Annotated in this window: 23 protein-coding genes; 7 read left to right on the top strand and 16 right to left on the bottom strand. The window is 70.3% G+C overall.

What is annotated here, in order from left to right; all coding sequences use genetic code 11:
• Position 1: 1 nt before the first annotated feature.
• Positions 2-1,606, top strand: a complete 1,605-nt coding sequence (locus tag AC0IY0_RS18830) for an ABC transporter ATP-binding protein (protein WP_147939278.1) — start codon at positions 2-4, stop codon at positions 1,604-1,606.
• A 598-nt stretch (positions 1,607-2,204) separates the two neighbouring features.
• On the opposite strand, the gene AC0IY0_RS18825 is transcribed toward AC0IY0_RS18830, so the two are convergent.
• Positions 2,205-2,654 (bottom strand): Ros/MucR family transcriptional regulator, encoded by a 450-nt coding sequence (locus tag AC0IY0_RS18825; protein WP_147909473.1) that lies wholly within the window; start codon positions 2,652-2,654, stop codon positions 2,205-2,207.
• A gap of 252 nt (positions 2,655-2,906) precedes the next feature.
• Positions 2,907-3,956, bottom strand: a complete 1,050-nt coding sequence (locus AC0IY0_RS18820) for a YeiH family protein (RefSeq protein ID WP_147939283.1) — start codon at positions 3,954-3,956, stop codon at positions 2,907-2,909.
• A 224-nt stretch (positions 3,957-4,180) separates the two neighbouring features.
• Here AC0IY0_RS18820 and AC0IY0_RS18815 point away from each other — a divergent pair, with 224 nt between their 5' ends.
• Positions 4,181-4,390: a hypothetical protein gene (locus AC0IY0_RS18815; RefSeq protein ID WP_246692094.1), complete on the top strand. Its 210-nt coding sequence runs from the start codon at positions 4,181-4,183 to the stop codon at positions 4,388-4,390.
• 14 nt (positions 4,391-4,404) lie between these two features.
• Here the strand turns inward: AC0IY0_RS18815 and sorB are convergent, their stop codons facing one another.
• The 12 genes from sorB to AC0IY0_RS18755 all read right to left on the bottom strand — a co-directional run bounded on the left by sorB (position 4,405) and on the right by AC0IY0_RS18755 (position 17,684).
• Positions 4,405-4,731, bottom strand: a complete 327-nt coding sequence (gene sorB / locus AC0IY0_RS18810) for a SorB family sulfite dehydrogenase c-type cytochrome subunit (RefSeq protein WP_147939277.1) — start codon at positions 4,729-4,731, stop codon at positions 4,405-4,407.
• Between the two features lie 11 nt (positions 4,732-4,742).
• Entirely contained in the window at positions 4,743-5,945 is a 1,203-nt protein-coding gene (gene sorA / locus AC0IY0_RS18805) for a SorA family sulfite dehydrogenase catalytic subunit (protein ID WP_471764983.1), read from the bottom strand.
• Between the two features lie 166 nt (positions 5,946-6,111).
• On the bottom strand, positions 6,112-7,104 hold the full coding sequence (locus AC0IY0_RS18800) for an Ldh family oxidoreductase (RefSeq protein ID WP_147909476.1): 993 nt from the start codon (positions 7,102-7,104) through the stop codon (positions 6,112-6,114).
• Positions 7,105-7,201: 97 nt separating this feature from the next.
• Entirely contained in the window at positions 7,202-8,122 is a 921-nt protein-coding gene (locus tag AC0IY0_RS18795; protein WP_147909477.1) for an ABC transporter permease, read from the bottom strand.
• Positions 8,115-8,885 (bottom strand): ABC transporter ATP-binding protein, encoded by a 771-nt coding sequence (locus AC0IY0_RS18790; RefSeq protein ID WP_471764955.1) that lies wholly within the window; start codon positions 8,883-8,885, stop codon positions 8,115-8,117. The genes AC0IY0_RS18795 and AC0IY0_RS18790 overlap by 8 nt, the downstream gene beginning before the upstream one ends.
• Positions 8,886-9,209: 324 nt before the next feature.
• The gene (locus tag AC0IY0_RS18785; RefSeq protein ID WP_471764953.1) at positions 9,210-10,349 is read right to left on the bottom strand and encodes an amidohydrolase/deacetylase family metallohydrolase; all 1,140 of its coding nucleotides are present in this window, start codon (positions 10,347-10,349) and stop codon (positions 9,210-9,212) included.
• Between the two features lie 19 nt (positions 10,350-10,368).
• Positions 10,369-11,388, bottom strand: a complete 1,020-nt coding sequence (locus AC0IY0_RS18780; RefSeq protein WP_471764951.1) for an ABC transporter ATP-binding protein — start codon at positions 11,386-11,388, stop codon at positions 10,369-10,371.
• Entirely contained in the window at positions 11,385-12,383 is a 999-nt protein-coding gene (locus AC0IY0_RS18775) for an ABC transporter ATP-binding protein (RefSeq protein WP_147909480.1), read from the bottom strand. The genes AC0IY0_RS18780 and AC0IY0_RS18775 overlap by 4 nt, the downstream gene beginning before the upstream one ends.
• 11 nt (positions 12,384-12,394) lie before the next feature.
• Positions 12,395-13,369, bottom strand: a complete 975-nt coding sequence (locus tag AC0IY0_RS18770; RefSeq protein ID WP_419828686.1) for an ABC transporter permease — start codon at positions 13,367-13,369, stop codon at positions 12,395-12,397.
• Positions 13,366-14,307 (bottom strand): ABC transporter permease, encoded by a 942-nt coding sequence (locus AC0IY0_RS18765; protein WP_147909481.1) that lies wholly within the window; start codon positions 14,305-14,307, stop codon positions 13,366-13,368. The genes AC0IY0_RS18770 and AC0IY0_RS18765 overlap by 4 nt, the downstream gene beginning before the upstream one ends.
• Positions 14,308-14,323: 16 nt before the next feature.
• On the bottom strand, positions 14,324-15,910 hold the full coding sequence (locus tag AC0IY0_RS18760; RefSeq protein WP_147939273.1) for an ABC transporter substrate-binding protein: 1,587 nt from the start codon (positions 15,908-15,910) through the stop codon (positions 14,324-14,326).
• Positions 15,911-16,391: 481 nt separating this feature from the next.
• Complete coding sequence (locus AC0IY0_RS18755) at positions 16,392-17,684, bottom strand: polyhydroxyalkanoate depolymerase (RefSeq protein WP_471764949.1); 1,293 nt, start codon at positions 17,682-17,684, stop codon at positions 16,392-16,394.
• Positions 17,685-17,899: 215 nt separating this feature from the next.
• Here AC0IY0_RS18755 and AC0IY0_RS18750 point away from each other — a divergent pair, with 215 nt between their 5' ends.
• From AC0IY0_RS18750 to purQ, 5 genes are all read left to right on the top strand, one after another.
• A complete protein-coding gene (locus tag AC0IY0_RS18750) occupies positions 17,900-19,285 on the top strand; it encodes an ActS/PrrB/RegB family redox-sensitive histidine kinase (protein ID WP_147909484.1) in 1,386 nt (461 codons plus the stop codon).
• 58 nt (positions 19,286-19,343) lie between these two features.
• Positions 19,344-19,943: an ActR/PrrA/RegA family redox response regulator transcription factor gene (locus AC0IY0_RS18745; protein ID WP_147854732.1), complete on the top strand. Its 600-nt coding sequence runs from the start codon at positions 19,344-19,346 to the stop codon at positions 19,941-19,943.
• 120 nt (positions 19,944-20,063) lie between these two features.
• Positions 20,064-20,297, top strand: a complete 234-nt coding sequence (locus AC0IY0_RS18740; RefSeq protein ID WP_147854731.1) for a hypothetical protein — start codon at positions 20,064-20,066, stop codon at positions 20,295-20,297.
• Between the two features lie 135 nt (positions 20,298-20,432).
• Positions 20,433-20,672 (top strand): phosphoribosylformylglycinamidine synthase subunit PurS, encoded by a 240-nt coding sequence (gene purS, locus AC0IY0_RS18735; protein ID WP_147939271.1) that lies wholly within the window; start codon positions 20,433-20,435, stop codon positions 20,670-20,672.
• A complete protein-coding gene (gene purQ, locus AC0IY0_RS18730) occupies positions 20,672-21,352 on the top strand; it encodes a phosphoribosylformylglycinamidine synthase subunit PurQ (protein ID WP_419828688.1) in 681 nt (226 codons plus the stop codon). The genes purS and purQ overlap by 1 nt, the downstream gene beginning before the upstream one ends.
• A 338-nt stretch (positions 21,353-21,690) precedes the next feature.
• Here the strand turns inward: purQ and AC0IY0_RS18725 are convergent, their stop codons facing one another.
• Complete coding sequence (locus AC0IY0_RS18725; protein WP_147909487.1) at positions 21,691-24,108, bottom strand: penicillin-binding protein 1A; 2,418 nt, start codon at positions 24,106-24,108, stop codon at positions 21,691-21,693.
• A 169-nt stretch (positions 24,109-24,277) separates the two neighbouring features.
• Entirely contained in the window at positions 24,278-25,558 is a 1,281-nt protein-coding gene (locus tag AC0IY0_RS18720; RefSeq protein ID WP_419828689.1) for an N-acetylmuramoyl-L-alanine amidase, read from the bottom strand.
• Between the last annotated feature and the right edge of the window lie 94 nt (positions 25,559-25,652).

Below are 25,652 nucleotides of genomic sequence, written 5' to 3'. Positions count from 1 at the left end.
CATGAGCGAGCCGGTCGTCCGCATCCGTGACCTGACGATCGCGCTCCCCAAGGGCGCCGACCGTCCCTACGCCGTCGAGGGCCTGAACCTCGACCTGGAGCCCGGCAAAATCCTCTGCGTGGTCGGGGAATCGGGCTCCGGCAAGTCGATGAGCGCCTACGCGCTCACCGGCCTCCTGCCCCGGGCGCTCAAGCCCGAGGGTGGCTCGATCCTGTTCGAGGGACGGGACCTGCTGAGCCTGGACGAGCCGGCCTGGCGCGCCCTGCGCGGCCGGCGGATCGCCATGGTGTTCCAGGAGCCGATGACCGCGCTCAACCCGGTGATGCGCATCGGCGACCAGATCGCCGAGATGTTCGAGGCGCATAACCTGCTCACCCGGGCCGAGCGGCGGGCCCGGGCGGTGGCCTTGGCGACCGAGGTCGGGCTGTCCAACCCCGAGGAGGCGGTGCGGGCCTATCCGCACCAGCTCTCCGGCGGCCAGCGGCAGCGCGCGATGATCGCCATGGCGCTCGCCCTGGAGCCGTCGGTCCTGGTCGCCGACGAGCCGACCACGGCGCTCGACGTCACCACCCAGGCCCAGATCCTGAAGCTGATCCGCGAGTTGCAGCGCAAGCGCGGGATGAGCGTCCTGTTCATCACCCACGATTTCGGCGTGGTCGCGGAGATCGCCGACCACGTGGCGGTGCTCCAGCGCGGCCGGCTGGTTGAATCGGGCAGCGCCGAGGCGGTGCTGCGCGATCCCCAGGCCCCCTACACGAAGGCGTTGCTCGCCGCGGTGCCGAGCCTGACCCCGCCGGTGCGGGCCAGCGTGCAGGCCTCCCCCGTGGCCCTGTCGGTAATCGGGCTGTCCAAGACCTACACCACCAAGGCCGGCCTGTTCGGCAACCCCCGGGTGGTCGCGGCGGTCAAGGAGGTCGCCTTCGACGTGCGGCGCGGCGAGACCCTGGGGCTGGTCGGCGAATCCGGCTCCGGCAAGTCGACCACGGCGCGGCTCGCGATCCGGCTGATCGAGCCCGACGGCGGCACCGTCCGGCTCGGCAGCCTCGACTACACCGCGCTCCGGCGTGCGGACCTGCGGGCTCAGCGCAGTCGCATCCAGATGATCTTCCAGGACCCGTTCGCCTCGCTGAATCCGCGCCGCACCGTGGAGCAGATCATCATGGCGGGCCCGGTCGCCCACGGCGTTCCGGCCGCGGAGGCGCGGGAGCGCACCCGGAGCCTCCTCGACCTCGTCGGCCTCGACCCGAAGGCGGCCGCCCGCTACCCGAACGCCTTCTCGGGCGGCCAGCGCCAGCGCATCGGCATCGCCCGGGCGCTCGCCATGGAGCCGGACGTGCTGGTGGCCGACGAGGCGGTCTCCGCGCTCGACGTCTCGGTCCAGCGCCAGGTGCTGGATCTCCTGGAGGACCTGAAGCAGCGGCTGTCGCTGGCGATGCTGTTCATCACCCACGACCTGCGGGTGGCGGCCACGATCTGCGACCGGATCGCCGTGATGCATCGCGGCGCCATCGTGGAAATGCGCACCACCGCCGACCTGTTCGCGGCCCCGGAGCACGCCTACACCCGCAGCCTCCTGGCCGCGGTGCCGGGCGCCCGCGCTTCGTAGCGGCGCTTCGTGGGTTGAGGGAGGGGGCGTCCACCGCCCTCCGCTTGTCCGCGGCCCATCGAGGCGCCGCGTCGGGCCCGCATCGCAGGGCGGCGCCCGAGGCCCGTCCCGTCGCCTTTCGAAGGATGCCGCGGGATGCCGTGGGACACAGAGACAAGTTTTTTGGACGAAGTCGGTCTGTCGTGCTTCGGGCCATCCGGTAGAATGGCCACGTTGTCGAGGGTCGAGCGCCCCGGCGGACCTACGGCCGACCGAACCGTCCGTCCCCGCTCGCGCCTCGAACGCGGACGGGGACTTTTTGACGTGTCGTTCTCAGCCAAGCCCGATAAGCCCCAGTCCCCGCGCAGGCGGTCCCTGCCGGACGGGCAACCGTCCCGGCGCCAGGGATCGGCGCAACGGGCCGTGCGCGGGCCGGCAACCGGCGAACGCCACGTCCCCCCCGCGCCGGAGGTGGCCGCCGTGGCCGTCGGCGCCCGCATCATCTACCTGAGCTGGGCCCAGACCTTTGGCCGCCCGCCCAGCGCCCGCCTGCCCGGAATGACCGCACGCGTGCTGCCGTTCCGCAGGCGCTGACGCGCACCCTGGTCAACGCCGGCGATCAGCCGTTCGTGCCGGTCCGGCGCTGCTCGGCGCGGGCGCCCGGAACACCGAGGCCGATCGCCTTGGCGAGGGCGGAGCGCTGCGCGGCGTAGCCCGGCGCCGTCATCGGGTAATCCGTCGGCAGGCTATAGCGCTCGCGATACCGCTCCGGCGTCAGGCCGTGGGCGGTGAGATGCCGCTTGAGCGTCTTGTACGACCGCCCGTCGATGAAGCTGACGATCCCGTCCTGCTGGACCGACTTGCGGATCTGCGCCGCGGTCGGCGGCTCGATCACGGGTGCGACCTCGACGGGCACCTTGCGGTCGAGGTTGATCAGCGCGCCGTGCACGCTGGCGATCAACGCCGGCAGGGACGTGGGTGGGACGGGGTTGTTCGAGACGTAAGCCGCGACGACGTCGCCGACCAGCACGGCGAGTTCGGTGCTGCTCTCAGGATGCGTTTCGGGCACGGCGCGAGTTCCGATCTAAGCTTTCGTGGATGACGCATTGGTTCCAAAGCAAAAACCATCGCAGTGTCAAGATGGTCTGTTCAGCCGATTGCCCGAAACGGCAGCATTTTAATGCCGACACTCTAGACAACGCTGTCTGGACAGAGTGTTTTCACTCAGACGCCCGGCGGCTTTGTTGCGGGACCCAAGCTTAGATTCGGCAGGAATTCGAAATACAAGACTCAGAACACAATTTTAAGCTTGTCCACGCCCTCAACCGATCCCCAGGCCGCGGATCAGGCCGAGGCTGACCGCGACGAGGACGGCCAGCGACGCGGTCACGGCCAGGGTGACCCGGCCTCCGACCCGGGCGAGCACCCGCACATCGACGCCGAGGCCGAGGGCCGCCATGGACAGCACCGTGAGCACGCCCGCGAGCTGCGTCAGCGGTTTGACGGCCGCATCCGGGATCAGCCCTATGGAGCGGGACGTCGCCAGGACCAGGAAGCCGAGGATGAACCACGGCACCAGCTTGGTCAGGCCGGGCCGGCCCTTCGCGCGGGTCGATTCCGCCTCGGCGTCCTGCCCGGCCTCCCGCGGCAGGCGCGGGGCGATCAGTGAGAACGCCACCACCACCGGTCCCAGCATCAGCACGCGCACGAGCTTGACCAGGGTGCCGACCTGGGTGGAGAGCAGGCTCACCGGGACGGTCGCGGCCAGCACCTGCGGGACCGCGTAGACGGTGAGCCCGGCCAGCACGCCGTACTGGTTGTCGCTCAGGCCCGCGAGCGGCACGAACAGCGGCAAGCCGAGCACCATCAGCACGCCGAGCACCGCGGTGAACGCGATGGCGGCCGCGATGTCCTTGGGCTGCGCCCCGATCACCGGCGCCACCGCGGCGATGGCCGAGTTGCCGCAGATCGCGTTGCCGCACGCCACCAGGATCGCCATCCTGGGCGGCAGGCCGAGCGCCCGGCAGATCCCCACGCTGGCGCCGATCCCGATCACAACGGTGCCGACGATGCCGGCGAGCAGCGCCGGACCGGAGGCCAGGATCGCCCCGAGGCTCAGCGAGGCGCCCAGCAGTACGACGGCCACCTCCAGGAGTTGCTTCGCCGAGAACGCGATGCCGGTGCGAAACCGGGCATCCGGCGTCCAGGCGGTGCGGATCGCGATCCCAATCAGGATCGCCAGCACCAGGGCCTCGACATAGGGATGGCCGGCAACCCGCTCCTCGAGCGCCTGCGCGGCCATGGCCAGGGCGGTGATCGCCGCGCACAGGCCGATGCCCGGCAGTACGGAGGTGGCCGCCCCGTCCCGCACGGTGGTCCCGGTTTCACCCGTCCGGGCCGATGATCTGGGGCTCACGCCGGTCGCTCCACGGTCGACATCCGAGCAAAGGGAAGAAAACGTTTGTCGCGAGCGCACAAGAGAGAAGGACGCTCTCCGGCACGAGAAAACTTCGGAAGTCCCGTCCATTGCGGCGCGGGGTCCCGAGCGCGACATTCACCGTCATGCGCACCACCCCGGATACTCGGTCGACGACGATGGCGTTCGACCCCTTTGGCGAGCCCGTCGCCGCGGGCGTGGCCGAGGCGTGCCCGACCGCTTCGGGCGACCGGACCGCGCGCCGGGTCGGTGGTGCCGTGTTCTGGGCCCTCGCCCTGACGATCCTGGCCGGCCGCATCTACGCCTACGACCTGCCGGTGGTGCAGAGCGTCGCGTCCTACGCCGCGCAGGCCGTGACGCTGCGCTGAGGCGCGGCCGTCGCTCAATACGTGTCCGCCAGGTAGGCCGCGATCGCGTGGCCGTCCGCCTCGTCGATCGGGGCGTGGTAGACCTTGATCATCTTGGTCACCTCCGACTCCCAGAACGCCTTCCCCCGCCCCGGGGGCTGGGTGGCGATGTAATCGACGGAGTGGCAGGTCTGGCAATTGGCCTGCGCTGCGGCGAAGCCCTGCGCCTGGCCACCCGACGCACCGTCCTTCGGGGCCCGCAACTCGGCCGTGGGATCCGGCACCGTGTAGCGGCGCGGGGCCGAGAGGGCTGTGCCGGCGAGAAGGCCGGCGATCATCGATCCGATCAAAAGCGCGCGCATCCCGTTCCCCCTCACGCCGCCCGGACCCGGGTGATCTCGACGCCGTTGCGCATGTACCCGGACGGGTTCCAGAGCGAGTCCATCGGCTGCGTGCTGCCGTCGTTGGCGGTGGCCCGGACCCGGACGCTGTGCGCGCCCGCGGCCAGGTCGAGGGTGAGCGACCAGGGCCGGAACGCGTAGGGACCCAAATCCTGGCCCAGGGCGGCCTGCGTCCAGGTCCGGCCCTCGTCGGTGGACACCGCGACCGTCTTGATCCCGGAGCCGCCGTCGAACGCGATGCCGCGCACGTGCACCGGACCGGCCTTGATGTCCGCCCCGTCGGCGAGATTGGTCAGGAACGACCGCACGTTGAGCCGGCCGATCGGCACCGTGGCTTTGGCGGCCTGGCCCGGCTCCGTGCAGGCGCAGGCATTGTCCGGGATGCGGTAGGCGCTCTTCATGAAGAAGCCGTCGAACGGCGTGTCGCGCACCGTGATCGCGTTCAGGTGCTTGACCCAGTAGGTGCCGTAGAAGCCCGGCACCACGAGGCGCAGCGGAAACCCGTTGAGCCAGGGCAGGTCCTCGCCGTTCATGCCCCAGGCCAGCATCACCTCGCCGTCGCGGGCCTGGTCGAGGCCGAGCGCCTTCACGAAGTCCGGGGTCTCGGGCAGGACCGGCCCGTCCATCCCGTCGAACGCGACCTGCACGGCGCCCGCCTTCACCCCGGCGCGGTCGAGCACGCTCTTCAGCGGCACGCCGGTCCAGCGCGCGCAGCCCATGGCGCCGTTGGCGAGTTGACCGCCGGCCATGCGCGGCTCGAAGAAGCCGCGCGAGTTCCCCGAGCATTGATTGACCGCCACGATCTCGCTCCGCCCCGGCAGCGCCTTGATCTCCGCGAGCGACAGCGAGAGCGGCCGGTCGACGTGGCCGGCGACGCCGAGCCGGAACGTGTCCGGGTCGATCTCCAGGGGAATGTCGGCCAGGTGATAGCGGACGAAGAAGGCGTCGTTGGGGGTGATCGCCCCCTCGTCGAACACCGCGAACGGCGTCTCCAGCTGGGGCGGCCGGGCCGTGGTCTGCAGAAGCGGGCGCTTGCCCGGATAGGCGACCAGCGGGCGCGTGCCGTTGCCGAAGGGAAGCACGACCTCCTCAGCCCGGGCGCGCAAGGGCGTCGCCGCAACAGCCAGCGCGCCGAGGCCGCCCTGGAGAACGCGGCGCCTGTCGAGATGAGCCATCGTCGCGTCCTTCATCCGCCGTCCCGGCATACCGAGCGATCCTGCGCGGACGCCCCGCGATCCGGCCGTCTCGAGCGCCCCTGCCGTGGCGGTGTATCAGACTTTCCCTTGCCCGAACCGCTTCGCCCCGCAGCGTGCGTGTTTCACGGGAAACACCGCATCGCCGTCACCCCAACGCTTCGATCTCGGCCGCGAGGGTGTCCGGAACCGTCAGCCCGTCCCGCGCGGCGCGGACCCGCAGGTCGAGGCGCCGGCTTCCCGGCAGGCGAGCGCCGTCCTGCGCCTCGATCGAAGCCGCCAGGACGGCGAAGCGCTCCGGGGCGTCGGGGCCGAGGGCCGTGGCGTCGATCGCCAGGATCAGCTGTCCGGTGCCGGGCGGGTCGCCCGCCGCGTCGAGGAACGAGCTGGCCTCGGCGGCGAAGCGGGCACCGGTGAGCCCGGCCGCCAGGAGTTCCACCATCAAGGCGAGCGCCGTCCCCTTGGCGTCGCCGAGCGGCGCCATCGTGCCGTCGAGGGCGGCGGCGGGATCGGTGGTCGGGCGTCCCTCGGCATCGAGCGCCCAGCCCTCCGGGATCGCCTCGCCGCGCTGCTTCGCGCCGACGATGCTGGCCCGGGCGACCTTCGACAGGGCGAGGTCGATCACGATGGGCGCCCGACCGGGCAACGGGCAGCCGAAGGCCAGCGGGTTGGTGCCGAACACCGCCCGGCTGCCGCCCCAGGGCGCCATGGCGGCGGGGGTGTTGGCGAACAGGATCGCGACGCACCCGGCCTCGGCCAGCGCCTCGACGGGCAGGCCGGCCGCCCCGCAATGATGCGAGCGGCGGATCCCGGCCGCCGCGATCCCCTGCCGGCGTGCCAGATCCGGCAGCTCGGCCAGGGCCGCGTCGAGCGCCGGGTAGGCGAAGCCGTTGCCGGCATCGATCGCCAGGAGTCCCGGCCGGGGCCGGCTCACCACCACGCGGGCATCGCCCACGACCTTGCCGGTGCGCAGCTGCGCGGCGTAGCCCGGCACCCGCGACAGGCCATGGCCCTTCAGGCCGTCCGCCTCCGCGGCGACCAGCGCGCGGGCGGTGCTGTCGGCGGCGGCAGGGGCGGCGCCACAGCGGCGGAAGGCGCCGGCCGCGAGCGCGTGGGCCTCCGCGAGGGACAGGGTCGGCATGGTGGTCGAGGCTCCGGGTCACCGCGAAGGATCCGCGGGGCATACCCGAAGCCGCGCCGCTTGAGGATCAGGCGTCAGGGGATCAGGCGTCAGGGGATCAGGCCTGCATGCCCCAGCGCTGGATGGTCCGCCGCTCGATCGTCTGGAAGATCAGGTTCTCCACCACGAGGCCGATCAGGATCACGGTGAGCAGCCCGGCGAACACGTTCGGGATGTCGAGCATGTTCTTGTTCTCGAAGATGAACCAGCCGAGCCCGCCCGCCCCGGAGCTGACGCCGAACACCAGCTCGGCCGCGATCAGCGTGCGCCACGCGAAGGCCCAGCCGACCTTCAGGCCGGTGAGGATCGACGGGAACGCGGCCGGGATCAGGATCTTGCCGATCAGCCGCGGGCCCGACAGCCCGTAATTGCGCCCGACCATCGTGAGCGTCCGGCTCACCGACAGGAAGCCCGAATGGGTGTTGAGCGCGATCGCCCAGGTCACCGAGTGGACCAGGACGAAGATCAGGCTGCCGTTGCCGAGCCCGAACCAGATCAGCGCCAGCGGCAGCAGCGCGATCGCCGGCAGCGGGTTGAACATCGACGTCAGGGTCTCGAGGAGGTCGGTCCCGATCCGCGACGCGATGGCGATGCCGGTGAGCAGGGTCGCCAGGAGGACGCCGGCGGCGTAGCCCATCAGCAGCACCTTCAGCGAGCTCCAGGCCCGGGCCGGCAGCGTCCCGTCGGCGACCGCCCGGAAGAACGCCTCCATGGTGGCCGAGAAGGTCGGGAACAGGAGGTCGTTGTCGAGGTAGCGCCCGTAGGCCTCCCAGATCCCCGCCAGCAGGACGAGGATCAGGATCTTGCGCAGCCAGGCTTGGTTGTAGAGGCGCTCGAACGCCGAGAGCGGCTTCTCCACAACCGGGGCGCCGTGGGCGTGGCCGGTCTCCCGCACGATCTCGGGGCGGGCCGGATCCGTGGCGGCGGGGCGCGGCGGCACCGTCAGGGGAGCGCCGGTCAACACGCGCGCGCTAGACATTCTCCGCCTCCGGGATCTCTTCCGAAAAGAGCATCTGCTGGATGCGGTTCTCGAGCCGCAGCGCCGCCTCCGGGGTTGCCGCGCTGTTGAGCTCGGCCTTGACCTCGCCCGGATGGGGCGAGAGCAGCAGGATGCGCGAGCCGACCTTGATCGCCTCGGGGATCGAGTGCGTCACGAACAGCACCGTGAAGCGCGTCTCCTCCCAGAGCATCAGCAGCTCGTCCTGCATGCGCCGCCGGGTGAGCGCGTCGAGCGCCGCGAACGGCTCGTCCATCAGCAGGATGTCGGGCTCCATCGCCATGCCGCGGGCGATGGCGACGCGCTGCTTCATGCCGCCCGACAGGGTGTGCGGGTAGCTGTCGGCGAACTTCGTCAGGTTGACCTTGTCGATGTAGAGGTTCGCCCGCTCCAGCGCCTCCCGTCCCTTCAGCCGGCCCGAGGCTTCGAGGGCGAAGACCACGTTCTGCCGGACCGTCTTCCATGGCAGCAGCTGGTCGAATTCCTGGAACACCATCATCCGGTCGGGGCCGGGCTCGGTCACCGGGCGGCCTTTCAGCCGGATCTCTCCCTCGGTGGGGGCCATGTAGCCGCCCACCGCCTTGAGCAGGGTCGACTTCCCGCACCCGGAGGGTCCGAGCAGAACGAACCGGTCCCCGGGCCAGATCCGGAAGCTCACCCGGTAGGTGGCCGTGACGAGGTGCTCGGGCGTCTTGTAGCGGAGCGTGACGCCGTCGACCTCCAGCAGAGGCTGACCCGTATCCATCCATCCTCCCTGGCGCCGCGGCTTGAGCCGCGTGTCGCTGATCGTCCGGCGATGGTCCGGACCTCACGGGAAAGTGTAGGATCGATGCGGCGAGGCTGTAAAGCGGTGTATTCTTAATAAACTAGGATTGCTGTCCGGTTGAACCCGCTCGTTGCGTCGGTCTTGAGCGACTGCGCGGGTGTGGAATCGGCCGCTTATGCCGGTTCGGACGCGGCGCTGGAGGTTCTGTTTCGTACGGTTCCCAGGCGCGCTCGATCGATGGTCCTCCGCTCCCAAGGACGGCGGCCTGCGAGCCCTTCGGCGGAAAACCGCATCGTCCCCATCTCAAACCGGGTGCCACCATCGACCCCGCAGCACCACGCCCTCCGACACGATCCGCTGGGCGCCAGTCATGTGCTCGCCCCGCGTGTCCACGTAGTCGAACGCCCCGTCCTGCACCGACAGCACGGTGGCATCGCCGAGCGCCCCGACCTTCAGGGTCCCGTATTCCATGCGCTTGAGCGCCACCGCGGCGTTGACCGTGGAGGCGGCGACGACGTCGCGCAGACTCATGCCGAGGCAGAGCATCTTGGACATGGTGGTGACCTGATCGAAGGCCGGCCCGTCGATGCAGAGCTGGTGCACGTCGGACGAGATCGTGTCCGGCAGGAAGCCCCCCGCCAGCATGGCCCGGGCGGTCTTGAACGCGAACGAGCCTTTGCCGTGGCCGATATCGAACAGCACGCCGCGCGCCCGGGCCTCCCGCAGGGCGGGCTTCACGGCGCCCTGGGCGGTGATCGGGGAATTCGGGAACGGCCGGAAGGCGTGGGTCAGCACGTCGCCGGGGCGCAGCATGGCCAGCACCGCCTCGTAGCTCGGCGGCGGCTCGTCGATATGGGCCATCAGCGGCAGGCCGGTCTCCTCCGCGACCTGCAGGGCGATGTCGAGGGGCGCGGTGCCCTGGTCGCCGGAGGCGTGGCGCCCGACCCGGACCTTGATGCCGACGATGACGTCCCGGTTGGCCTCGACCACCTCCACGGCCTCGCGGGGCGCCATCAGCCGCGGATCCTCGCTCTCGCCGACCATGATGGTCTTCGAGAAGCCGAAGATGCCGGCGAAGGAGACGTGCAGGTAGGCCAGGATCCGCGCCTCCGAGCGGTCGATGACGTGGGTGCGAAATCCGGAAAAGTTGCCGGGCCCGGCACTGCCGGTATCGACCGAGGTCGTCACCCCGGAGGTCCGGCAGAACGCGTCGGCGTCGATGCCCAGCGAGGTACCGCCCCAGTAGACGTGGGTGTGCAGGTCGATCAGCCCGGGCGTGACGATCGCGCCCGCCATCGCGCGCACCTGCGTGCCCGGGCCCGCGACCAGATCGCGGCCGAAGCCCGAGACCCGGCCCTGCGCGAAGGCGACGTCGCCGATCCCGTCGTGGTTCTGGGACGGGTCGATGATCCGCGCACCCTTGAGGATGAGGTCGTGCGGCACGGCTGTCTCCGGGATCGTGTCAGGCCGCGACCGCCGGTGCGGACGCGTCGTCGTTGAGGTGGCAGGCGGCCAGGTGGCCGGCGCCCACCGGATCGAGGCGGGGCTCCTCAACCCGGCAGCGTTCGAAGGCCTGCGGGCAGCGGGTGTGGAAGCGGCAGCCGGCGGGCGGATTGATCGGGCTTGGGACGTCGCCCTTGAGCACGATGCGGGTGCGCCCGGCCCCGGGCTCGGGGATCGGCACCGCCGAGAGCAGGGCCTGGGTGTAGGGGTGCTTCGGGGCCAGGAACAGCGCCCGCCGCGGGCCGATCTCGACGATCTTGCCGAGATACATCACCGCCACCCGGTGGGTCATGTGCTCCACTATGGCGAGGTCGTGCGAGATGAACAGCATCGCGAGGTCGAGCTCGCGCTGCAGGTCGCGCAGCAGGTTGACGATCTGGGCCTTCACCGAGACGTCGAGCGCCGAGACCGCCTCGTCGCAGATGATCAGGTCCGGCTCGGCGGCGAGCGCCCGGGCGATGCCGATGCGCTGGCGCTGGCCGCCGGAGAATTCGTGGGGCCAGCGCCCCAACGCCTCGCGCGGCAGGCCGACCCGCTCCATCAGGGCCGCGAGCTTCGCCTCGATGTCGGCCGAGCCCTTGGCCAGCCCGAAATTGCGGATCGGCTCGGCCAGGATCGCCCGCACCCGCATCCGCGGGTTGAGCGACGAGAACGGGTCCTGGAACACCATCTGCATCCGCCGGCGCACGGGCCGCAGGGTGCCGGCCGAGAGGTCGTCGATGCGGCGGCCGGCCAGCACCACCTGCCCGGCGGTCGGCGTGTAGAGGCGCATCAGCGCCTTGGCGACCGTGGACTTGCCGCAGCCGGATTCGCCGACCAGCGACAGGGTCTCGCCCCGGTCCACCGTGAAGGACAGGCCGTCCACCGCCTTGAGCACCCGGGTCGACCGGCCGAACAGGCCGCCGCCGAGGGAAAAGTGTTTCTTGAGGTCATTGACCTCCAGCAGGGTGCGGGATGTGGGCGCGGGGGTGACGCTCATGCCGCGAGGGCGTCCTTGGGCGCGTAGTGACAGGCGGCGAGATGCGCGGGGGCCTTCGGCTCCAGGGCCGGGGCGTAGGCGCGGCACAGGTCGGTCACGTCCGGGCAGCGTCCGGCGAAGACGCAGCCCTCGATCCGCTGCTTCAGGCTCGGGACCATGCCGGGAATCTCGGCGAGCCGCTCGGTGGCGCCGTGCTCGACAGCGCCGAGCTTGGGCACGGCCCCCATCAGGCCGCGGGTGTAGGGATGGCGCGGCGCCCGGAACAGGTCACGGACCGAGGCCTCCTCGACCTTCCGGCCGGCATACATCACCACCACCCGGTCGGCGACTTCGGCGACCACGCCGAGATCGTGGGTGATCAGCATGATCGCGGCGCCGACGCGATGCTTCAGGTCGCGCATCAGGTCGAGGATCTGGGCCTGGATGGTCACGTCGAGCGCCGTGGTCGGCTCGTCGGCGATCAGGAGCTTGGGCGAGCAGGCGAGCGCGATGGCGATCATCACCCGCTGGCGCATGCCGCCCGAGAGCTGGTGCGGGTATTCCCGCACCCGGCGCCCGGGCTCGGGGATGCCGACCAGCGTCAGCATCTCCACGGCCCGGGCCTCGGCCTCGCGCCGGCTCAGGCCCTGGTGCAGCCGCAGGGTCTCGCCGATCTGGCGGCCCACCGTCAGCACCGGGTTCAGGCTGGTCATCGGCTCCTGGAAGATGACGCTGATGTCGTTGCCGCGGATCTTGCGCATCGCGCGGGTCGGCAGGTCGAGGAGATTCGTCCCCTCGAACCGGATGGCGCCGGCGATGCTGGCCGGCGGCTCGGGCAGGAGGCGCAGGATCGACATCGCGGTCACCGACTTGCCGCAGCCGGATTCGCCGACGATCGCCAGGGTCTCACCCGCCTGGATGGCGAAGGACACGCCGTCCACCGCCCGGTTCACCCCGTCGGGGGTGCGGAAGTGGACCTGCAGGCTCTCGATCGACAGGAGGGGGGTGCCGCTCACGCTGCTGGTCCTCACGCGTCTTTGGCCATGCGGGGGTCGAGGGCGTCGCGCAGGCCGTCGCCGACGAGGTTCACCGCGAGCACCGTCATGGACAGGAAGATCGCCGGGAACAGGATGATGTAGAACTTCACCTGCCAGAGGGCCCGGCCCTCGGCCATGATGTTGCCCCAGGACGGCGTCGACGGCGGCACGCCCGCGCCGATGAACGACAGGATCGCCTCGGTGATCATCGCGGAGGCGCAGATGTACGTCGCCTGCACGGTCATGGGCGCCAGGGTGTTGGGCAGGATGTGGCGCCAGATGATCGCCGGCATGCGCGTGCCCGTGGTTACGGCGGCCTCGACATAGGGCTGCTCGCGCAAGGACAGCACGACGCCCCGGACCAACCGGGCGACCCGGGGGATCTCCGCGATGGTGATCGCCACGATCACGTTCTGGACCGAGCCGCGGGTGAGCGCCATCAGGGTGATGGCCAGCAGTATCGGCGGGATCGACATCATGCCGTCCACGATCCGCATGACGATGCCGTCGAGCCAGCGCACCATCCCGGAGACGAGTCCGACCGCGAGCCCCGCCACCGAGGCGAGGAGCGCCACGGAAAAGCCGACCAGCAGCGAGACCCGGGCTCCGTAGACCACCCGCGAATAGATGTCCCGACCGAGCATGTCGGTGCCGAACCAGTATTGGGCCGAGGGCACGCGGGTGCGCTTGGCCGGCGCCAGGGCGGTGGGATCGACGGTGCCGAGATAGGGCGCGAGCACCGCCATCAGGAACACGACGAGGAGCAGGCCCCCGCCGGCCACGATGGTCGGGTTGCGGCGCACATAGGTCCAGACCCGGCCCCGGCGCTTGCGGGCCGGGATCACGTCCGGCAGCGGCGTGGCGACGGCGAGCCCCGCGGGGGGCGGCCCCTTGTGCGGCGGGCCCTTGAGCGACGGGTCCGCGGCGCGCGACGGACCGGAGAGAGGCGCGACGGTCGCGGTCAATAGCGGATCCTCGGGTCGAGCAAGGTGTAGAACAGGTCGATGGCGAGGTTCACCAGCACGTAGACGAAGCTGAACAGCAGGACGACGCCCTGGATGACCGGGTAATCGCGCCGCAGGATCGCATCGACCGTGAGGCGGCCGAGGCCGGGAATCGCGAACACCGTCTCGGTGACGACGGCGCCGCCGATCAGCAGCGCGATGCCGATGCCGATCACGGTGACGATCGGCACCGCGGCGTTCTTGAGGGCGTGGATGAACAGCACCGGCCCCTGCGCCAGCCCCTTGGCCCGGGCGGTGCGCACGTAATCCTGCTGCAGCACGTCCAGCATGGTCGCCCGCGTCACCCGGGCGATCAGCGCAATGTAGACGAGGCCCAGCGTCACCGCGGGCAGGATCAGGTTCGCGAACCACGGCCACAGGCCCTGCTCAATCGGCGTGTAGCCCTGCACCGGCAGCCAGCCGAGTTCGAGGGCGAACACGTAGGCCAGCACGTAGCCGACCACGAAGACCGGCACCGAGAAGCCCATCACGGCGAGCCCCATGACCAGGCGGTCGATCAGGCTGCCGGCCTTCCAGGCCGCCACGACGCCGAGCGGCACCGCGACCACGACGGCCAGGATCAGGGTGACGAGCATCAGCGAGACGGTCGGCTGCACCCGCTGCCCAATCATCGTGGTGACCGGCAGGTTGGTGAAGATCGAGGTGCCGAGGTCCCCGTGCAGGATCTGCCAGGACCATTCGCCGAACCGGACCAGGAACGGCCGGTCGAGGCCGAGCGAGGCGCGGATGCGCGCGACGTCGTCCGGTGTCGCCTGATCGCCCGCGATGATCGCGGCCGGATCGCCGGGGGCGAAGTAGAGGAGGCTGAAGACGAACAAGCCGACCACCGCCATCACCGGGATGGTGGCCAGGATGCGCCTGCCGATATAGCCGAGCATGGGACGCCTCCTGGCCTCAGGCCTTCGACACGCCCCAGGTGAACGGGATCGGCCCCTTCACGATGCCGGAGACGTTCTTGCGCCAGGCCTGGTAGCCGAGGAAGAACCCGGTCGGCACGTAGACCACGCCCTCGCAGGCGGCGGCGTTGACCTTGTCGATGGCGGCCTTTTCGGCGGCCGGGTCGGCCGCGTCGAACCACTCGGCGATGGCGGCCTCCACGGGCGGGACGTTGGGCCAGCCGAACCAGGCCTTGTCGCCGCTGGCCCGGACCGCGGGATAGCCCGCCGGATTGATGCAGTCGGCGCCCGCGTGCCAGGTGTGGAACATGTTCCAGCCGCCCTGGGACGGCGGCGCCTTGGACGCCCGGCGGGTGCCGGTGGTGCCCCAGTCGGTGGCGACGAAGTCGACGTTGAAGCCCATCTGCTTCAGCAGGTCGGCGGTGATGTCGCCCTGCGCCTTGGTGATCCCCTGGTCCTGCGCCACCACGCAGACGACGGGCTCGCCCTTGTAGCCGGCTTCCTTCAGCAGCTTCTGGCCGAGCTTGATGTCGCCCTTTCCGACGCTGCCCCCGCCCGCCTCGGTGTAGAGCGGCGTGCCCGGCGTGAAGAAGCCCGGCAGCGTCTTCCATAAGGTGTCGTCGTCGCCGACGATCGCCCGCATGTAATCCTCCTGGCTCATGGCGGTCATGACGGCCTGGCGGATCTTCGGGTTGTCGAAGGGCGGATGCAGGTGGTTCATCCGGAACGACCCGACATTGCCCAGCGGGTCGGCGATGTCGACGTTGAGGTTGGCGTTCTTGCGCAGGAGCGGCACGAGGTCGGAGATGGGGTTCTCCCACCAGTCGACCTCGCCGTTCTGCAGGGCCGCCGACGCGGTGGCCGCGTCCGGCATGATCACCCACTCGACCCGGTCGACCAGGATGTGCTTGCCGCCCGCCAGCCACGAATTCGGCTCCTCGCGGGGCTTGTAGCCGCCGAATTTCTGGAACACGGCGCGCGCGCCCGGCACCCATTCGTTGCGCACGAAGGTCATCGGGCCGGAGCCGACATACTCGGTGATCTGCGTGAACGGGTCGGTCTTGGCGATCCGCTCCGGCATGATCAGGGCCATCGGGGCGTTGGTCTTGCCGAGCGCGTAGAGGAGCTTCGGGAACGGCTTCTTGAGTCGCCAGCGGAACGTCCGGTCGTCGACCGCGGCGAGGTCGTCCTGGATACCCCGGATCATCAGGCCGATCGGGTCCCGGGCCATCCAGCGTCCGAGGCTCGCCACCACGTCCTTGGCCAGCACCGGCTCGCCGTCGTGGAAGGTCTGGCCGGGCCGCAGCCGGAAGGTCCAGGTCAGCTGGTCGCCCGAGACCTCCTCGGATTCGACCATCTGGCGCTGCGGCTTCAGCTGGGCGTCGACGCCGTACAGCATGTCCCACACGAGGGTGCCGGCATTGCGCACCACGTATTGCGTGCCCCAGATCGGATCGAAATTGGCGAGGTTCGCCTGGGGCACGAAGCGCAGCACCTTGGCGCCCTGCGCCACGGCCGGCATCGCGACCTGCGGGGCGGCCAGCCCGAGTGCGGCCGAGCCCTTGAGGAACGTCCTGCGGTCCATCGTGATCTCCCTGGCCGGCGGGATCTCGATCCCGGCCACCGGCCCGCACTCCGGGTGCGTCTGTGAATCGGTCGACGGAAGGACCCGGCCGTGTATCGCGGCCGGGGGAGGCTGGATTTTCACACGATCAGCAACATGCGCCAGTTCCCTGCTACCGCAAGACGGTTTTGGGGGATCGAATTCCAGTTATCCGCATCCTGTTCGCGCACGGCCTCATCCGGCTGGATGGAGTCCGGCCGGGGACGCGGAGGGGCGGTGGAGGATCGGCGGTCATCGTGCTCACGCCGGCGACCTCGCAAGCCTCGCGCCACCGTGGGTGGAAGAGAATTCAAAATGCAGCGCGCGCCGGCCATGCACGGCGGGATCGCGGGATCGGAAGCGGGATTTCAGTGGGCTCGCCGCCTTCCGGCGGAGGCCCTGGGAAACCGGCTCCGCCCTGGACCCGCGAACGGTCTCGGACCTTTCGACACCGGACCTTTCGTCAGCCCACCTGGCGCAGATGCGATCCGCGCGTCCGGGCTTCCGCCTGCTGGGCGCGGATGAAGGCGGCGATCCGCGGTGCGATGACGGTGCGGTAGCGGGAGCCGTTGAACACCCCGTAATGCCCGACGCCAGCCTGGAGATGGTACGCCTTGCGGGATTCGGGCAGGTTCGGCGTCAGGTCGAGGGCCGCCTTGGTCTGGCCGACCCCGGAGATGTCGTCGTTCTCGCCCTCCACCGCCAGGATGGCGCAGCGGCGGATCGCCCCGAGATCGACCGGGGTGCCGCGGTGACGCATCCGGCCCGTCGGCAGGTCATGGTCGACGAAGACCGTCTGAACGGTCTGCAGGTAGTATTCCGCGGTCAGGTCCATCACCGCGAGGTACTCGTCGTAGAAGTCCCGGTGCTTCTCGGCCGAGTCGCCGTCGCCCTTCACCAGATGGTCGAACATGTCCGAATGGGCGGTGACGTGGCGGTCGAGGTTCATCGCCATGAAGCCCGATAGCTGCAGGAAGCCGGGATAGACCCGGCGCCAGGCCCCCGGGAAGATCGGCGGCACCAGGCTGATCGTGTTGCGCTCGAACCAGGTCTGGCCGCGCTCCTGGGCGAGGCAGTTCACCGCCGTGGGCGAGCGGCGGGTGTCGATCGGGCCGCCCATCAGGGTCATGGAAGCCGGCACCGCCGGGTCGCCCTCCCCTTGGCCGTCCTTGCTCTCCATCAGCGCCACCGCGGCCAGGACCGGCACCGCCGGCTGGCACACCGCCATGATGTGCAGGTCCGGCCCGAGCAGCGCGAACATCTCCTGCAGGTAGTCGATGTAGGTGTCGAGATCGAAGCGCCCCGCCGCGAGCGGCACCATCCGGGCATCGTTCCAGTCGGTGATGTAGACCCGGTGGTTCGGCAGCATCGCCTCCACGGTGCCGCGCAGCAGCGTGGCGTAGTGCCCCGACATCGGCGCGACGATGAGCAGCTTCGGCTCCGGCTCGGCGGGCGGGGTCAGGAAGGCCCGCTCGAACGCCACCAGCCGGCAGAACGGCCGCTCCCAGACGACCCGCTCGCTGACCGGGACCGCTGCGCCGTCGATCAGCGTCTCGGTGAACCCGAAGGCCGGCTTGCCGTAGCGGCGGGTGGCGCGCTCGAACATCTCGCAGCCCGCGCTGACCGCCCGGGCATAGGGTCCGTAGGCCAGGGGATTGCCGGGCATCTGGAGCGCGTGGCGGGTCAGGTCGGCGGCGAGCCGGGCCGGCGCCATCATGGCGCGGGCGCCCTCGAACATCGCGTAAGCCAGAAGCATCGCCACCTCGCGTCCCGGGACTGCCGGCGGAGCGCCGGCGGGCGAAAAGCCTGACGCAACCCGCGGTGACAGCCTAAGGTTCCACCCTGAACGATCGCGGAACATCCGCGCCCCGGGGCGACTTGCCCGTCACGACCCCGTCGGCTCGACGGGGCCGCACGTCTGCCCAAGCTCTGCGTCGGTGAGGATTCACCCGGCGCTGCATCGATGCACGCATGCCCGACAGCAATCTCAACGGCCTCGTCCGCAACGCCCGGCACCTCCGGCTGGACACCTTCGTCCGCCTGCGCTGGCTCGCCATCACCGGCCAAAGCGCCGCCGTGGTCGGGGCGCAGTTCGGCCTGGGCCTGGCGCTGCCGTTCGGCTGGTGCTTCCTGGTGATCGCCACCTCGTCCTGGCTGAACCTGGCCCTGCGCATCCGCTTCCCGGCGAGCTACCGGCTGAGCGACGATTCCGCGGCCCTGCTGCTGGCCTTCGACATCGTGCAGCTCGCAGCGCTGCTGTTCCTCACCGGCGGCCTGCAGAACCCGTTCTCGCTGCTGTTCCTCGCCCCCGTGCTGATCTCCGCGACGGCGCTGCCGCCGGAGCGGACCCTGGCGCTCGGCCTGCTCGCCGTGGGGCTGGCGACGCTGCTCGCCCTGGTGCACCGGCCCCTGCCCTGGTTCTCGGACGGGCGGATCGAGTTGCCGTTCCTGTACGTCTCGGGGGTCTGGACCGCGATCCTGCTCGGGACCGCCTTCACGGGCGTCTACGCGTGGCGGGTCGCCGAGGAGACGCGGCTCCTCGCCCAGGCCCTGGCGGCCACCGAACTTGTGCTGGCCCGGGAGCAGCACCTGTCGCAGCTCGACGGTCTCGCGGCGGCGGCTGCCCACGAATTGGGCACGCCCCTCGGGACGATCATGCTGGTGACCAAGGAGCTGATCCGCCAGCTCGGGCCGACCGCCTCGCCGGCGGTGGCCGAGGATTTGAACCTGCTGCGCGAGCAGGTCGACCGCTGCCGAGGCATCCTGGGCAAGCTCACGTCCCTCGACGGCGACGGCGTCGGCTTCCTGGAGACGGTGACGTTCAGCCATCTCGTCGAGGAGCTGGTGGCGCCCCAGCGCGCGCTTGGCGCCGTGCTCGACATCTCCAGCCTGGGCGAAGGCCCGGAGCCCGCCTGCCGCCGCAACCCCGGGGTGATGTTCGGCTTGGCCAACATCCTCGACAATGCGGTCGACTTCGCCGATTCGCGCGTCACCGTGGAAGGCCGCTGGACCCAGGAGCGCGTCTGGATCGAGATCCGCGATGACGGTCCGGGTTTTTCCAGCGAGGTCCTGCTGCGGGCGGGCGAGCCCTACGTAACCACCCGCAGCGCCGACCGCGCGCAGACCGGCGGGACCGTCGGGGCCGGCCTCGGCCTCGGTTTGTTCATCGCCAAGACCCTGATCGAGCGCTCGGGCGCCCAGATCGCGCTGATGAACGTCTCGGCACCTGAGGCCCATGGGGCGATCGTGCGCGTCTCCTGGGCCCGCCACATCTTCGAGCGGGGGGCAGCCCCGCGTCATTCGCCGGAACTCAATATCCACGCGCCCCTGCCCCCGGGCGATGTCGTCCCTATATGAGGATCAGACCAAGAACTGACCGAATAACGCCCTCACGAAAACCCGAAAGGAGTACCGGATGCTGACGCAGCCCGGGACCACGACAGCGATCGATCCTGCCGTGATCAACGAAGCCGATCCCCTCGCCGCCTTCACCGATCGCAGCCTGCTGATCGTGGACGACGACAAGCCGTTCTCGACGCGGCTCGCCCGGGCCATGGAAAGCCGCGGCTACCACGTCCAGGTCGCCGATAGCGTGGCCGACGGCGTCTCGGCGGTCGAGGCTCGCCCCCCCGCCTTCGCGGTGATCGACATGCGGCTCGGCGACGGCAACGGCCTCGACGTGATCGCCCGCCTCAAGGAGCGCCGCCCCGAGGCGCGGGGCGTGATCCTGACCGGCTACGGCAACATCGCGACCGCCGTCACGGCGGTGAAGCTCGGCGCGTTCGACTACCTCGCCAAGCCCGCCGACGCCGACGAGATCCACGGCACGCTGATGGCGCAGCCCGGCGAGCGGGCCGACCCGCCCGAGAACCCGATGTCGGCGGACCGTGTCCGCTGGGAGCACATCCAGCGGGTCTACGAACTGTGCAGCCGCAACGTCAGCGAGACCGCCCGGCGCCTGAACATGCACCGCCGGACCCTGCAGCGGATCCTGGCCAAGCGCGCGCCGCGCTGACGTCAGGGACCGGACGATCCCGGCTCCCGCGGTTGCATAGCCCCTCGCCTCTGGGCTAGCTGCGTGGGTCCCGGGATCATTTCGTTTCGGGGCCTCGCAATCGACCGGGAGACGGGTCTCGTGAACGGGCGCAACGCCATCACCATCGTGAGCATGATGGTCCTCGTCGGCACCGAGGTGTTCGCCGTCGCCATCGCGGCCGGCTGGGCGCTCGCCGGCCTGTTCGACCTGGGCGACCGGGTCGGCCACGTGCTGATGGGTCTGTTCAGCCTGTTCGCCGCCTGGATCATGCTCCAGCTCTGGCGCCGGGCGACCAGCATCGAGCCGATCCGCACCCGGGCCACGCCCCGCTAGCCGCCCCGTCCGTCCGTCCGACACGGCGTTCGACAGGCCGGCGGCCTTCCTGCTAGGGAACGCGCGATGGCCGCCCGTGTAACGACGCCGCGGGTCGCGCCCACGTTTTCGGCTGCGCGTGAGACCGGAAGATCCATGAAAGCCCGTATCATCGTCACCCTGAAGACCGGTGTGCTGGACCCGCAGGGCAAGGCGATCGAGGCCGCGCTCCGGTCGCTGGGCGTCGAAGGCGTCGACAGCGTCCGGCAGGGCAAGGTGTTCGACCTCGAGGTCTCCGCCGCCGACGGCGCGGCCGCCGAGGCCACCCTGCGGACGGCCTGCGAGAAGCTGCTCGCCAACACCGTCGTCGAGAACTACGCGATCGAGATCCTCTGATGCACGCTGCGGTCGTCGTCTTTCCGGGTTCGAATCGCGAGAGCGACGTCGCCCGGGCGCTGCGCCTGTCGGGCGCACGGGTCAGCATGGTCTGGCACGCCGATCCGGATCTGCCGGCCGGGACCGACCTCGCCGTCCTGCCGGGCGGCTTCTCGTACGGCGACTACCTGCGCTGCGGCGCGATCGCGGGACGCGCGGCCGCCATGGACGCGGTGCGGGCGCATGCGGCCCGGGGCGGCCTCGTGCTCGGCATCTGCAACGGCTTCCAGATCCTGTGCGAGTCCGGCCTCCTGCCGGGGGTCCTGATGCGCAACGTCAACCGGCGCTTCATCTGCCACCGCCAGACGCTGCGGGTCGAGCGCACCGACACGCGCTTCACCAGCGCCTACAAACAGGGGCAGGTCATCGACGTCTGCGTCGCGCATGGCGAGGGCAATTACTTCGCCGACCCCGACACACTGGCGCGGATCGAGGGCGAGGGCCGCGTGGCCTTCCGGTACTGCGACGCCGCCGGCACGATCACGGTCGAGGCCAACCGCAACGGCTCCCTCAACGCCATCGCGGGCGTCTACTCGGAGGGCGGCAACGTCCTCGGGATGATGCCGCACCCGGAGAACTTCGTCGAAGGCCTGATCGGCGGCACCGACGGACGCGGTCTCTTCGACAGTCTCGCCGCCTGAGTTTCGGGCGCAAGACCGATCTTTAACCGGCGATTAAGGTTCACGGGGCATAAAGAGACATCCAGAGTTCTGGATATCGAGTTGGACGGTTCCGTCCGCTCTGTTTGATGCCTCCCTGATGACTCTCCCAAGCCGCCCCCAACCGGGCGGCTTTTTTCTGTCTTGGAGGGATCAGCAGCCGGCACCGCACCCGAGTTTGGGATCCCGGGGCCACAGGGCGGAACCCGGGATCCATAACCGCCGACAGATCAAGACCTCGCACCGTCGGCGGTTATGGATTCCGGGTTCGCCTGCGGCACCCCGGAATGACACGGTGGGTCAGATCCCGCTTCCGGCTCTCAGTAGAGCCCGCCGGCCTGGGCGGCCCGGTCGGGATCCGCCGGGACCGAAGCGGGGGCAGCGCTCTGGGCCGGGGCGACGTAGGAATCGGGCGGCGCGGTGCCCGGCTTGAAGGCCTCCAGGATCGTGCCGGCGCCCTCCCCCGAGCCGGCGCGGGTGCCGGAGCCGAGGTTCACGCGGATCAGCTTGATCCCCGGGGGCACGCGGAACGGGGTCGGCGGCTTGTCCTTGAGGGCGACCTTCAGGAACTCGAGGGCGATCGGGGCCGCCAAGCCGCCGCCGGTGGCACGGTCACCGAGCGAGCGCGGCTTGTCGAAGCCGATATAGATGCCGACCGCGAGATCCGGCGAGAAGCCCACGAACCACGCGTCCTTGGCGTCGTTGGTGGTGCCGGTCTTGCCGGCGAGCGGCTTGCCGATCTGCTTCAGCAGGGTCGCGGTGCCGCGCTGGACGACGCCCTCCATGATCGAGACCATCTGGTAGGCGGTGAGCGGGTCGAGCACCTGCTCGGAATCGTCCACCAGCTTCGGCTCGTCCTGGCCCGACCATTTCTCGGCGTCGCAGCCGATGCACTTGCGGTTGTCGTGCCGGTAGATGGTCTCGCCGATGCGGTCCTGGATGCGGTCGATCAGGGTCGGCCGGATGCGGCGCCCGCCATTGGCGAGCATCGAGTAGGCCGTGACCATGCGCATGACCGTGGTCTCGCCGGCGCCGAGCGACATCGGCAGAACCGGCAGCAGGTCGTCGTAGACGCCGAAGCGGCGGGCGTACTCGGCGATGAGCGGCATGCCGACATCCTTGGCGAGCCGGACCGTCATCAGGTTCTTCGAATGCTCGATCCCGTACCGCAGGGTGTGCGGGCCGCCGGACTTGCCGTCGTAGTTCGAGGGCGTCCAGGCTTCCTGGCCGGGGCCGCCCTCGATGGTGATCGGCGTGTCCTGCACGATCGAGGCGGGCGTGTAGCCGTTGTCGAGCGCCGCCGAGTAGACGATCGGCTTGAACGAGGAGCCGGGCTGGCGCATCGCCTGGGTGGCCCGGTTGAACTCGGATTCGTCGTACGAGAAGCCGCCGACCATTGCGTGGACGCGGCCGGTATTCGGGTCCATCGCCACGATGGCGCCGGACACCTCGGGCTTCTGGCGCAGGCGGTACTGCCCGCGGCCGCCGTCGATCGCCTCGACATAGACCATGTCGCCGGGCTGGAGGTTGGGGCGGCCGGCCCAGCGCATGCCGTCCGGGGTGATCACGCCGGTCTCGCGGTCCTTGCCGACCTGGCCCGAAGCCTCGCGCCGGGGCTGGAGGCCGACCTGCACGCCGCCGCCGCCGTTGCCGAGCACCACGGCGAGCCGCCACGGCGCCACATCGCCGAGCGCCGGCACCTCGGCGGCAGCCATGCCCCAGTCGCGTCCGGTCAGGTCGACCTTGGTGACGGCGCCGCGCCAGCCATGGGCCTGGTCGTAGCGCACCAGGCCGTCGACCAGGGCCTTGCGGGCCCAGGCCTGCATCTTCGGGTCGAGGGTGGCGCGCACCGAGAGGCCGCCCTCGTAGAGCTTCTTCTCGCCGTAGCGCTCGGAGATCTCGCGCCGGACCTCCTCGGTGAAGTAGTTGGCGTTGGCGGCGTTCGGGAAGGCGACCCGCGGGTTGACCCCGAGCGGCATCTTCTTGGCGGAATCCGCCTCTTCCTTGGTGATGTAGCTGTTCTCCGCCATCAGGCGGATGATCTCGTTGCGGCGGTCCAGGGCCGCCTGGGTCTTGCGGTAGGGGTGGTAGTTGTTCGGGCCCTTCGGCAGCGCGGCGAGGTAGGCGGCCTCGTTGATGGTCAATTCGTGGACCGACTTGCCGAAGTAATCCAGCGCGGCCGCCGCCACGCCGTGCAGGTTGCGGCCGGGCACGATGGTGCCCAAAAAGATCTCGTTCAGATACAGCTCAAGGATCTTGTCCTTGGAGTAGGCCGCCTCGATCCGCAGGGCGAGCAGCGCCTCGCGGATCTTGCGGTCGTAGGTCTGCTCGGACGACAGCAGGAAATTCTTGGCGACCTGCTGGGTGATGGTCGAGGCGCCCTGGCGCTTGCCCGACTTGGCGTTGGTCAGGAACGCGCGCACGATCCCCTCGGGATCGATGCCGCCGTGCTTGTAGAAGTTCTTGTCCTCGGCCGACAGGAAGGCCGCGACCACGATCTTCGGCATCGCCTGGATCGGCAGGTACAGCCGGCGCTCGCGGGCATACTCGGCGAGCAGCGAGCCGTCCGACGCGTGAATGCGGGTCATCACCGGCGGCTCGTAATTGGCGAGCGCGGCGTGGTCGGGCAGGTCCTGGCTGTACTTCCAATAGAAGTACCCGCCGGCCGCGGCGCCGACCACGAACAGCACCGCGGCGGCGCTGAACAGGATCCCGAAGAAACGAAGGATCAGACGCATCCGGTGTTCCGCTCGTCGCTGGCCCGGCCGCCTGCCGGGTTCGGCTCATCCGGCACGGGCGTCGATTCTCGACGCGGTCGGCTCCCGGACGCTCCCGTGAAGCCCCCTCGGATTACCGGTTCAACGGCGGTGCGACGGGGCGTTCGGACGTCCCGTATCGACACTTACTCTATGGTAAAACTGGGGCGACGGCGGCCGACCGTCGCGTGATCAGCGCGGGCCTGAGCGTCGCGCGGTTGCCGAAGAACTGGTCGATCGCCTTGGCCATGGAGCCGGTGACGCCCGCCCGCCACTCGGGCGATTGCAGCATCTCCAGGTCGCGCTTGCTCGACAGATAGCCGAGTTCCACCAGCACGCTCGGAACGTCCGGGGAGCGCAGCACCATGAAGCGCGCCTCCCGGTGGGGCTTGGCGCTCATCTCCATGACCGGGGCGAGCTGGCCCATCAGCGTGCGGGCGAAGCCCGACGAGAAGCCGCGGGTCTCGCGCAGGGTCAGCTCCTGCAGGATGTCGGCGATGTCCGGGGGCGCCTCGGCGGCGTCGGCGCCGGCCGCCGCGTCGGCCCGGTTCTCGCGCTCGGCGAGCTTGGCGGATTCGATGTCGGTGGCCTTCTCGGCGTTGGTGTAGATCGTGGCGCCCCGCACCTGCGGGGCCGCCGAAATCGAATCCGCGTGGATCGACACGAACAGGTCGGCCTTGGCCTCGCGGGCGATGCGCACGCGTTCGGCGAGCGGCACGAACACGTCCCGGTCGCGGGTCATCCGGACCCGGTAGCGGCCCCCGGCTTCGAGCTTCCCGACCAGCGCCTGCGCGAAGCCGAACACGATGTCCTTCTCGAACACCCCGCCCACCGCGATCGCCCCGGGATCGGTGCCACCATGCCCGGCATCGACCATGATCAGCGGGCGCTGGTCGGCGGGCTCGGGCGGGGCGCTGCGTGCCTGGGCGGGGGCCGGATCGCTGGCGGCGGCGGCCTTGCGGAAGGCCTCGCGCTCGACCCGCTGGAGCGGGATCGTCAGCAGCACCGCACCGTCCCGGGCCCGGGTCACGGTCTCGATCCGCCCGATCGCGGCCGGGGCGGCCAGATCGATCACGACCCGGGAGCGGCCGGGGGCGAACAACCCGTAGCGGAACGATTGGACCACGCCCTCGCGGCGGCGCCCGGCCCCGGAATCGAGCTGGAAGTTGACCTCGGGCAGATCGATCACCGCCCGGTCGGGCCGCTCCATCACGAAGCCGCGCGCCTCCACGGCCCGCGACAGCGTCAGGGTGAGCCGCGTGGTGCCGGCCTGGCTGGCGAGATCCGCCCCGATGGCGACCGCGGGCGCCGGCCCGGTGGGCGGATTGGTCGGCTTGTCGCCGTTCTGGGCCACGACCGGCGTCGCCGCCAGCGTCGCGGCGAGGCAGAGGCGGTACAAGGCGGAACGGATCAGGTGCGCACAGCTCGGCATCGGTCCGGATTCATCTCCCGTGCCCTCCACCCAGGCATAGGATGATCGTGGTTAATCGATGGTTGCGGGTGCGACCTGGCGGGTTGCCGCGATG

The sequence above is a fragment of the Methylobacterium sp. AC315 genome (assembly GCF_979253755.1).
Note: the sequence above shows the minus strand (reverse complement) of the source record. Positions and strands in the feature narration are given on the sequence as shown.

Bases quoted from the DNA above. Each gene is read 5' to 3' on its own strand.
- AC0IY0_RS18830 (WP_147939278.1), top strand. From the start codon at position 2: ATGAGCGAGCCGGTCGTCCGCATCCGTGACCTGACGATCGCGCTCCCC.
- AC0IY0_RS18815 (WP_246692094.1), top strand. From the start codon at position 4,181: ATGGCGTTCGACCCCTTTGGCGAGCCCGTCGCCGCGGGCGTGGCCGAG.
- sorB (WP_147939277.1), bottom strand. From the start codon at position 4,731: ATGCGCGCGCTTTTGATCGGATCGATGATCGCCGGCCTTCTCGCCGGC.
- sorA (WP_471764983.1), bottom strand. From the start codon at position 5,945: ATGGCTCATCTCGACAGGCGCCGCGTTCTCCAGGGCGGCCTCGGCGCG.
- AC0IY0_RS18800 (WP_147909476.1), bottom strand. From the start codon at position 7,104: ATGCCGACCCTGTCCCTCGCGGAGGCCCACGCGCTCGCGGCCGGCGCC.
- AC0IY0_RS18795 (WP_147909477.1), bottom strand. From the start codon at position 8,122: ATGTCTAGCGCGCGCGTGTTGACCGGCGCTCCCCTGACGGTGCCGCCG.
- AC0IY0_RS18790 (WP_471764955.1), bottom strand. From the start codon at position 8,885: ATGGATACGGGTCAGCCTCTGCTGGAGGTCGACGGCGTCACGCTCCGC.
- AC0IY0_RS18780 (WP_471764951.1), bottom strand. From the start codon at position 11,388: ATGAGCGTCACCCCCGCGCCCACATCCCGCACCCTGCTGGAGGTCAAT.
- AC0IY0_RS18765 (WP_147909481.1), bottom strand. From the start codon at position 14,307: ATGCTCGGCTATATCGGCAGGCGCATCCTGGCCACCATCCCGGTGATG.
- AC0IY0_RS18760 (WP_147939273.1), bottom strand. From the start codon at position 15,910: ATGGACCGCAGGACGTTCCTCAAGGGCTCGGCCGCACTCGGGCTGGCC.
- AC0IY0_RS18755 (WP_471764949.1), bottom strand. From the start codon at position 17,684: ATGCTTCTGGCTTACGCGATGTTCGAGGGCGCCCGCGCCATGATGGCG.
- AC0IY0_RS18750 (WP_147909484.1), top strand. From the start codon at position 17,900: ATGCCCGACAGCAATCTCAACGGCCTCGTCCGCAACGCCCGGCACCTC.
- AC0IY0_RS18745 (WP_147854732.1), top strand. From the start codon at position 19,344: ATGCTGACGCAGCCCGGGACCACGACAGCGATCGATCCTGCCGTGATC.
- purS (WP_147939271.1), top strand. From the start codon at position 20,433: ATGAAAGCCCGTATCATCGTCACCCTGAAGACCGGTGTGCTGGACCCG.
- purQ (WP_419828688.1), top strand. From the start codon at position 20,672: ATGCACGCTGCGGTCGTCGTCTTTCCGGGTTCGAATCGCGAGAGCGAC.
- AC0IY0_RS18725 (WP_147909487.1), bottom strand. From the start codon at position 24,108: ATGCGTCTGATCCTTCGTTTCTTCGGGATCCTGTTCAGCGCCGCCGCG.
- AC0IY0_RS18720 (WP_419828689.1), bottom strand. From the start codon at position 25,558: ATGCCGAGCTGTGCGCACCTGATCCGTTCCGCCTTGTACCGCCTCTGC.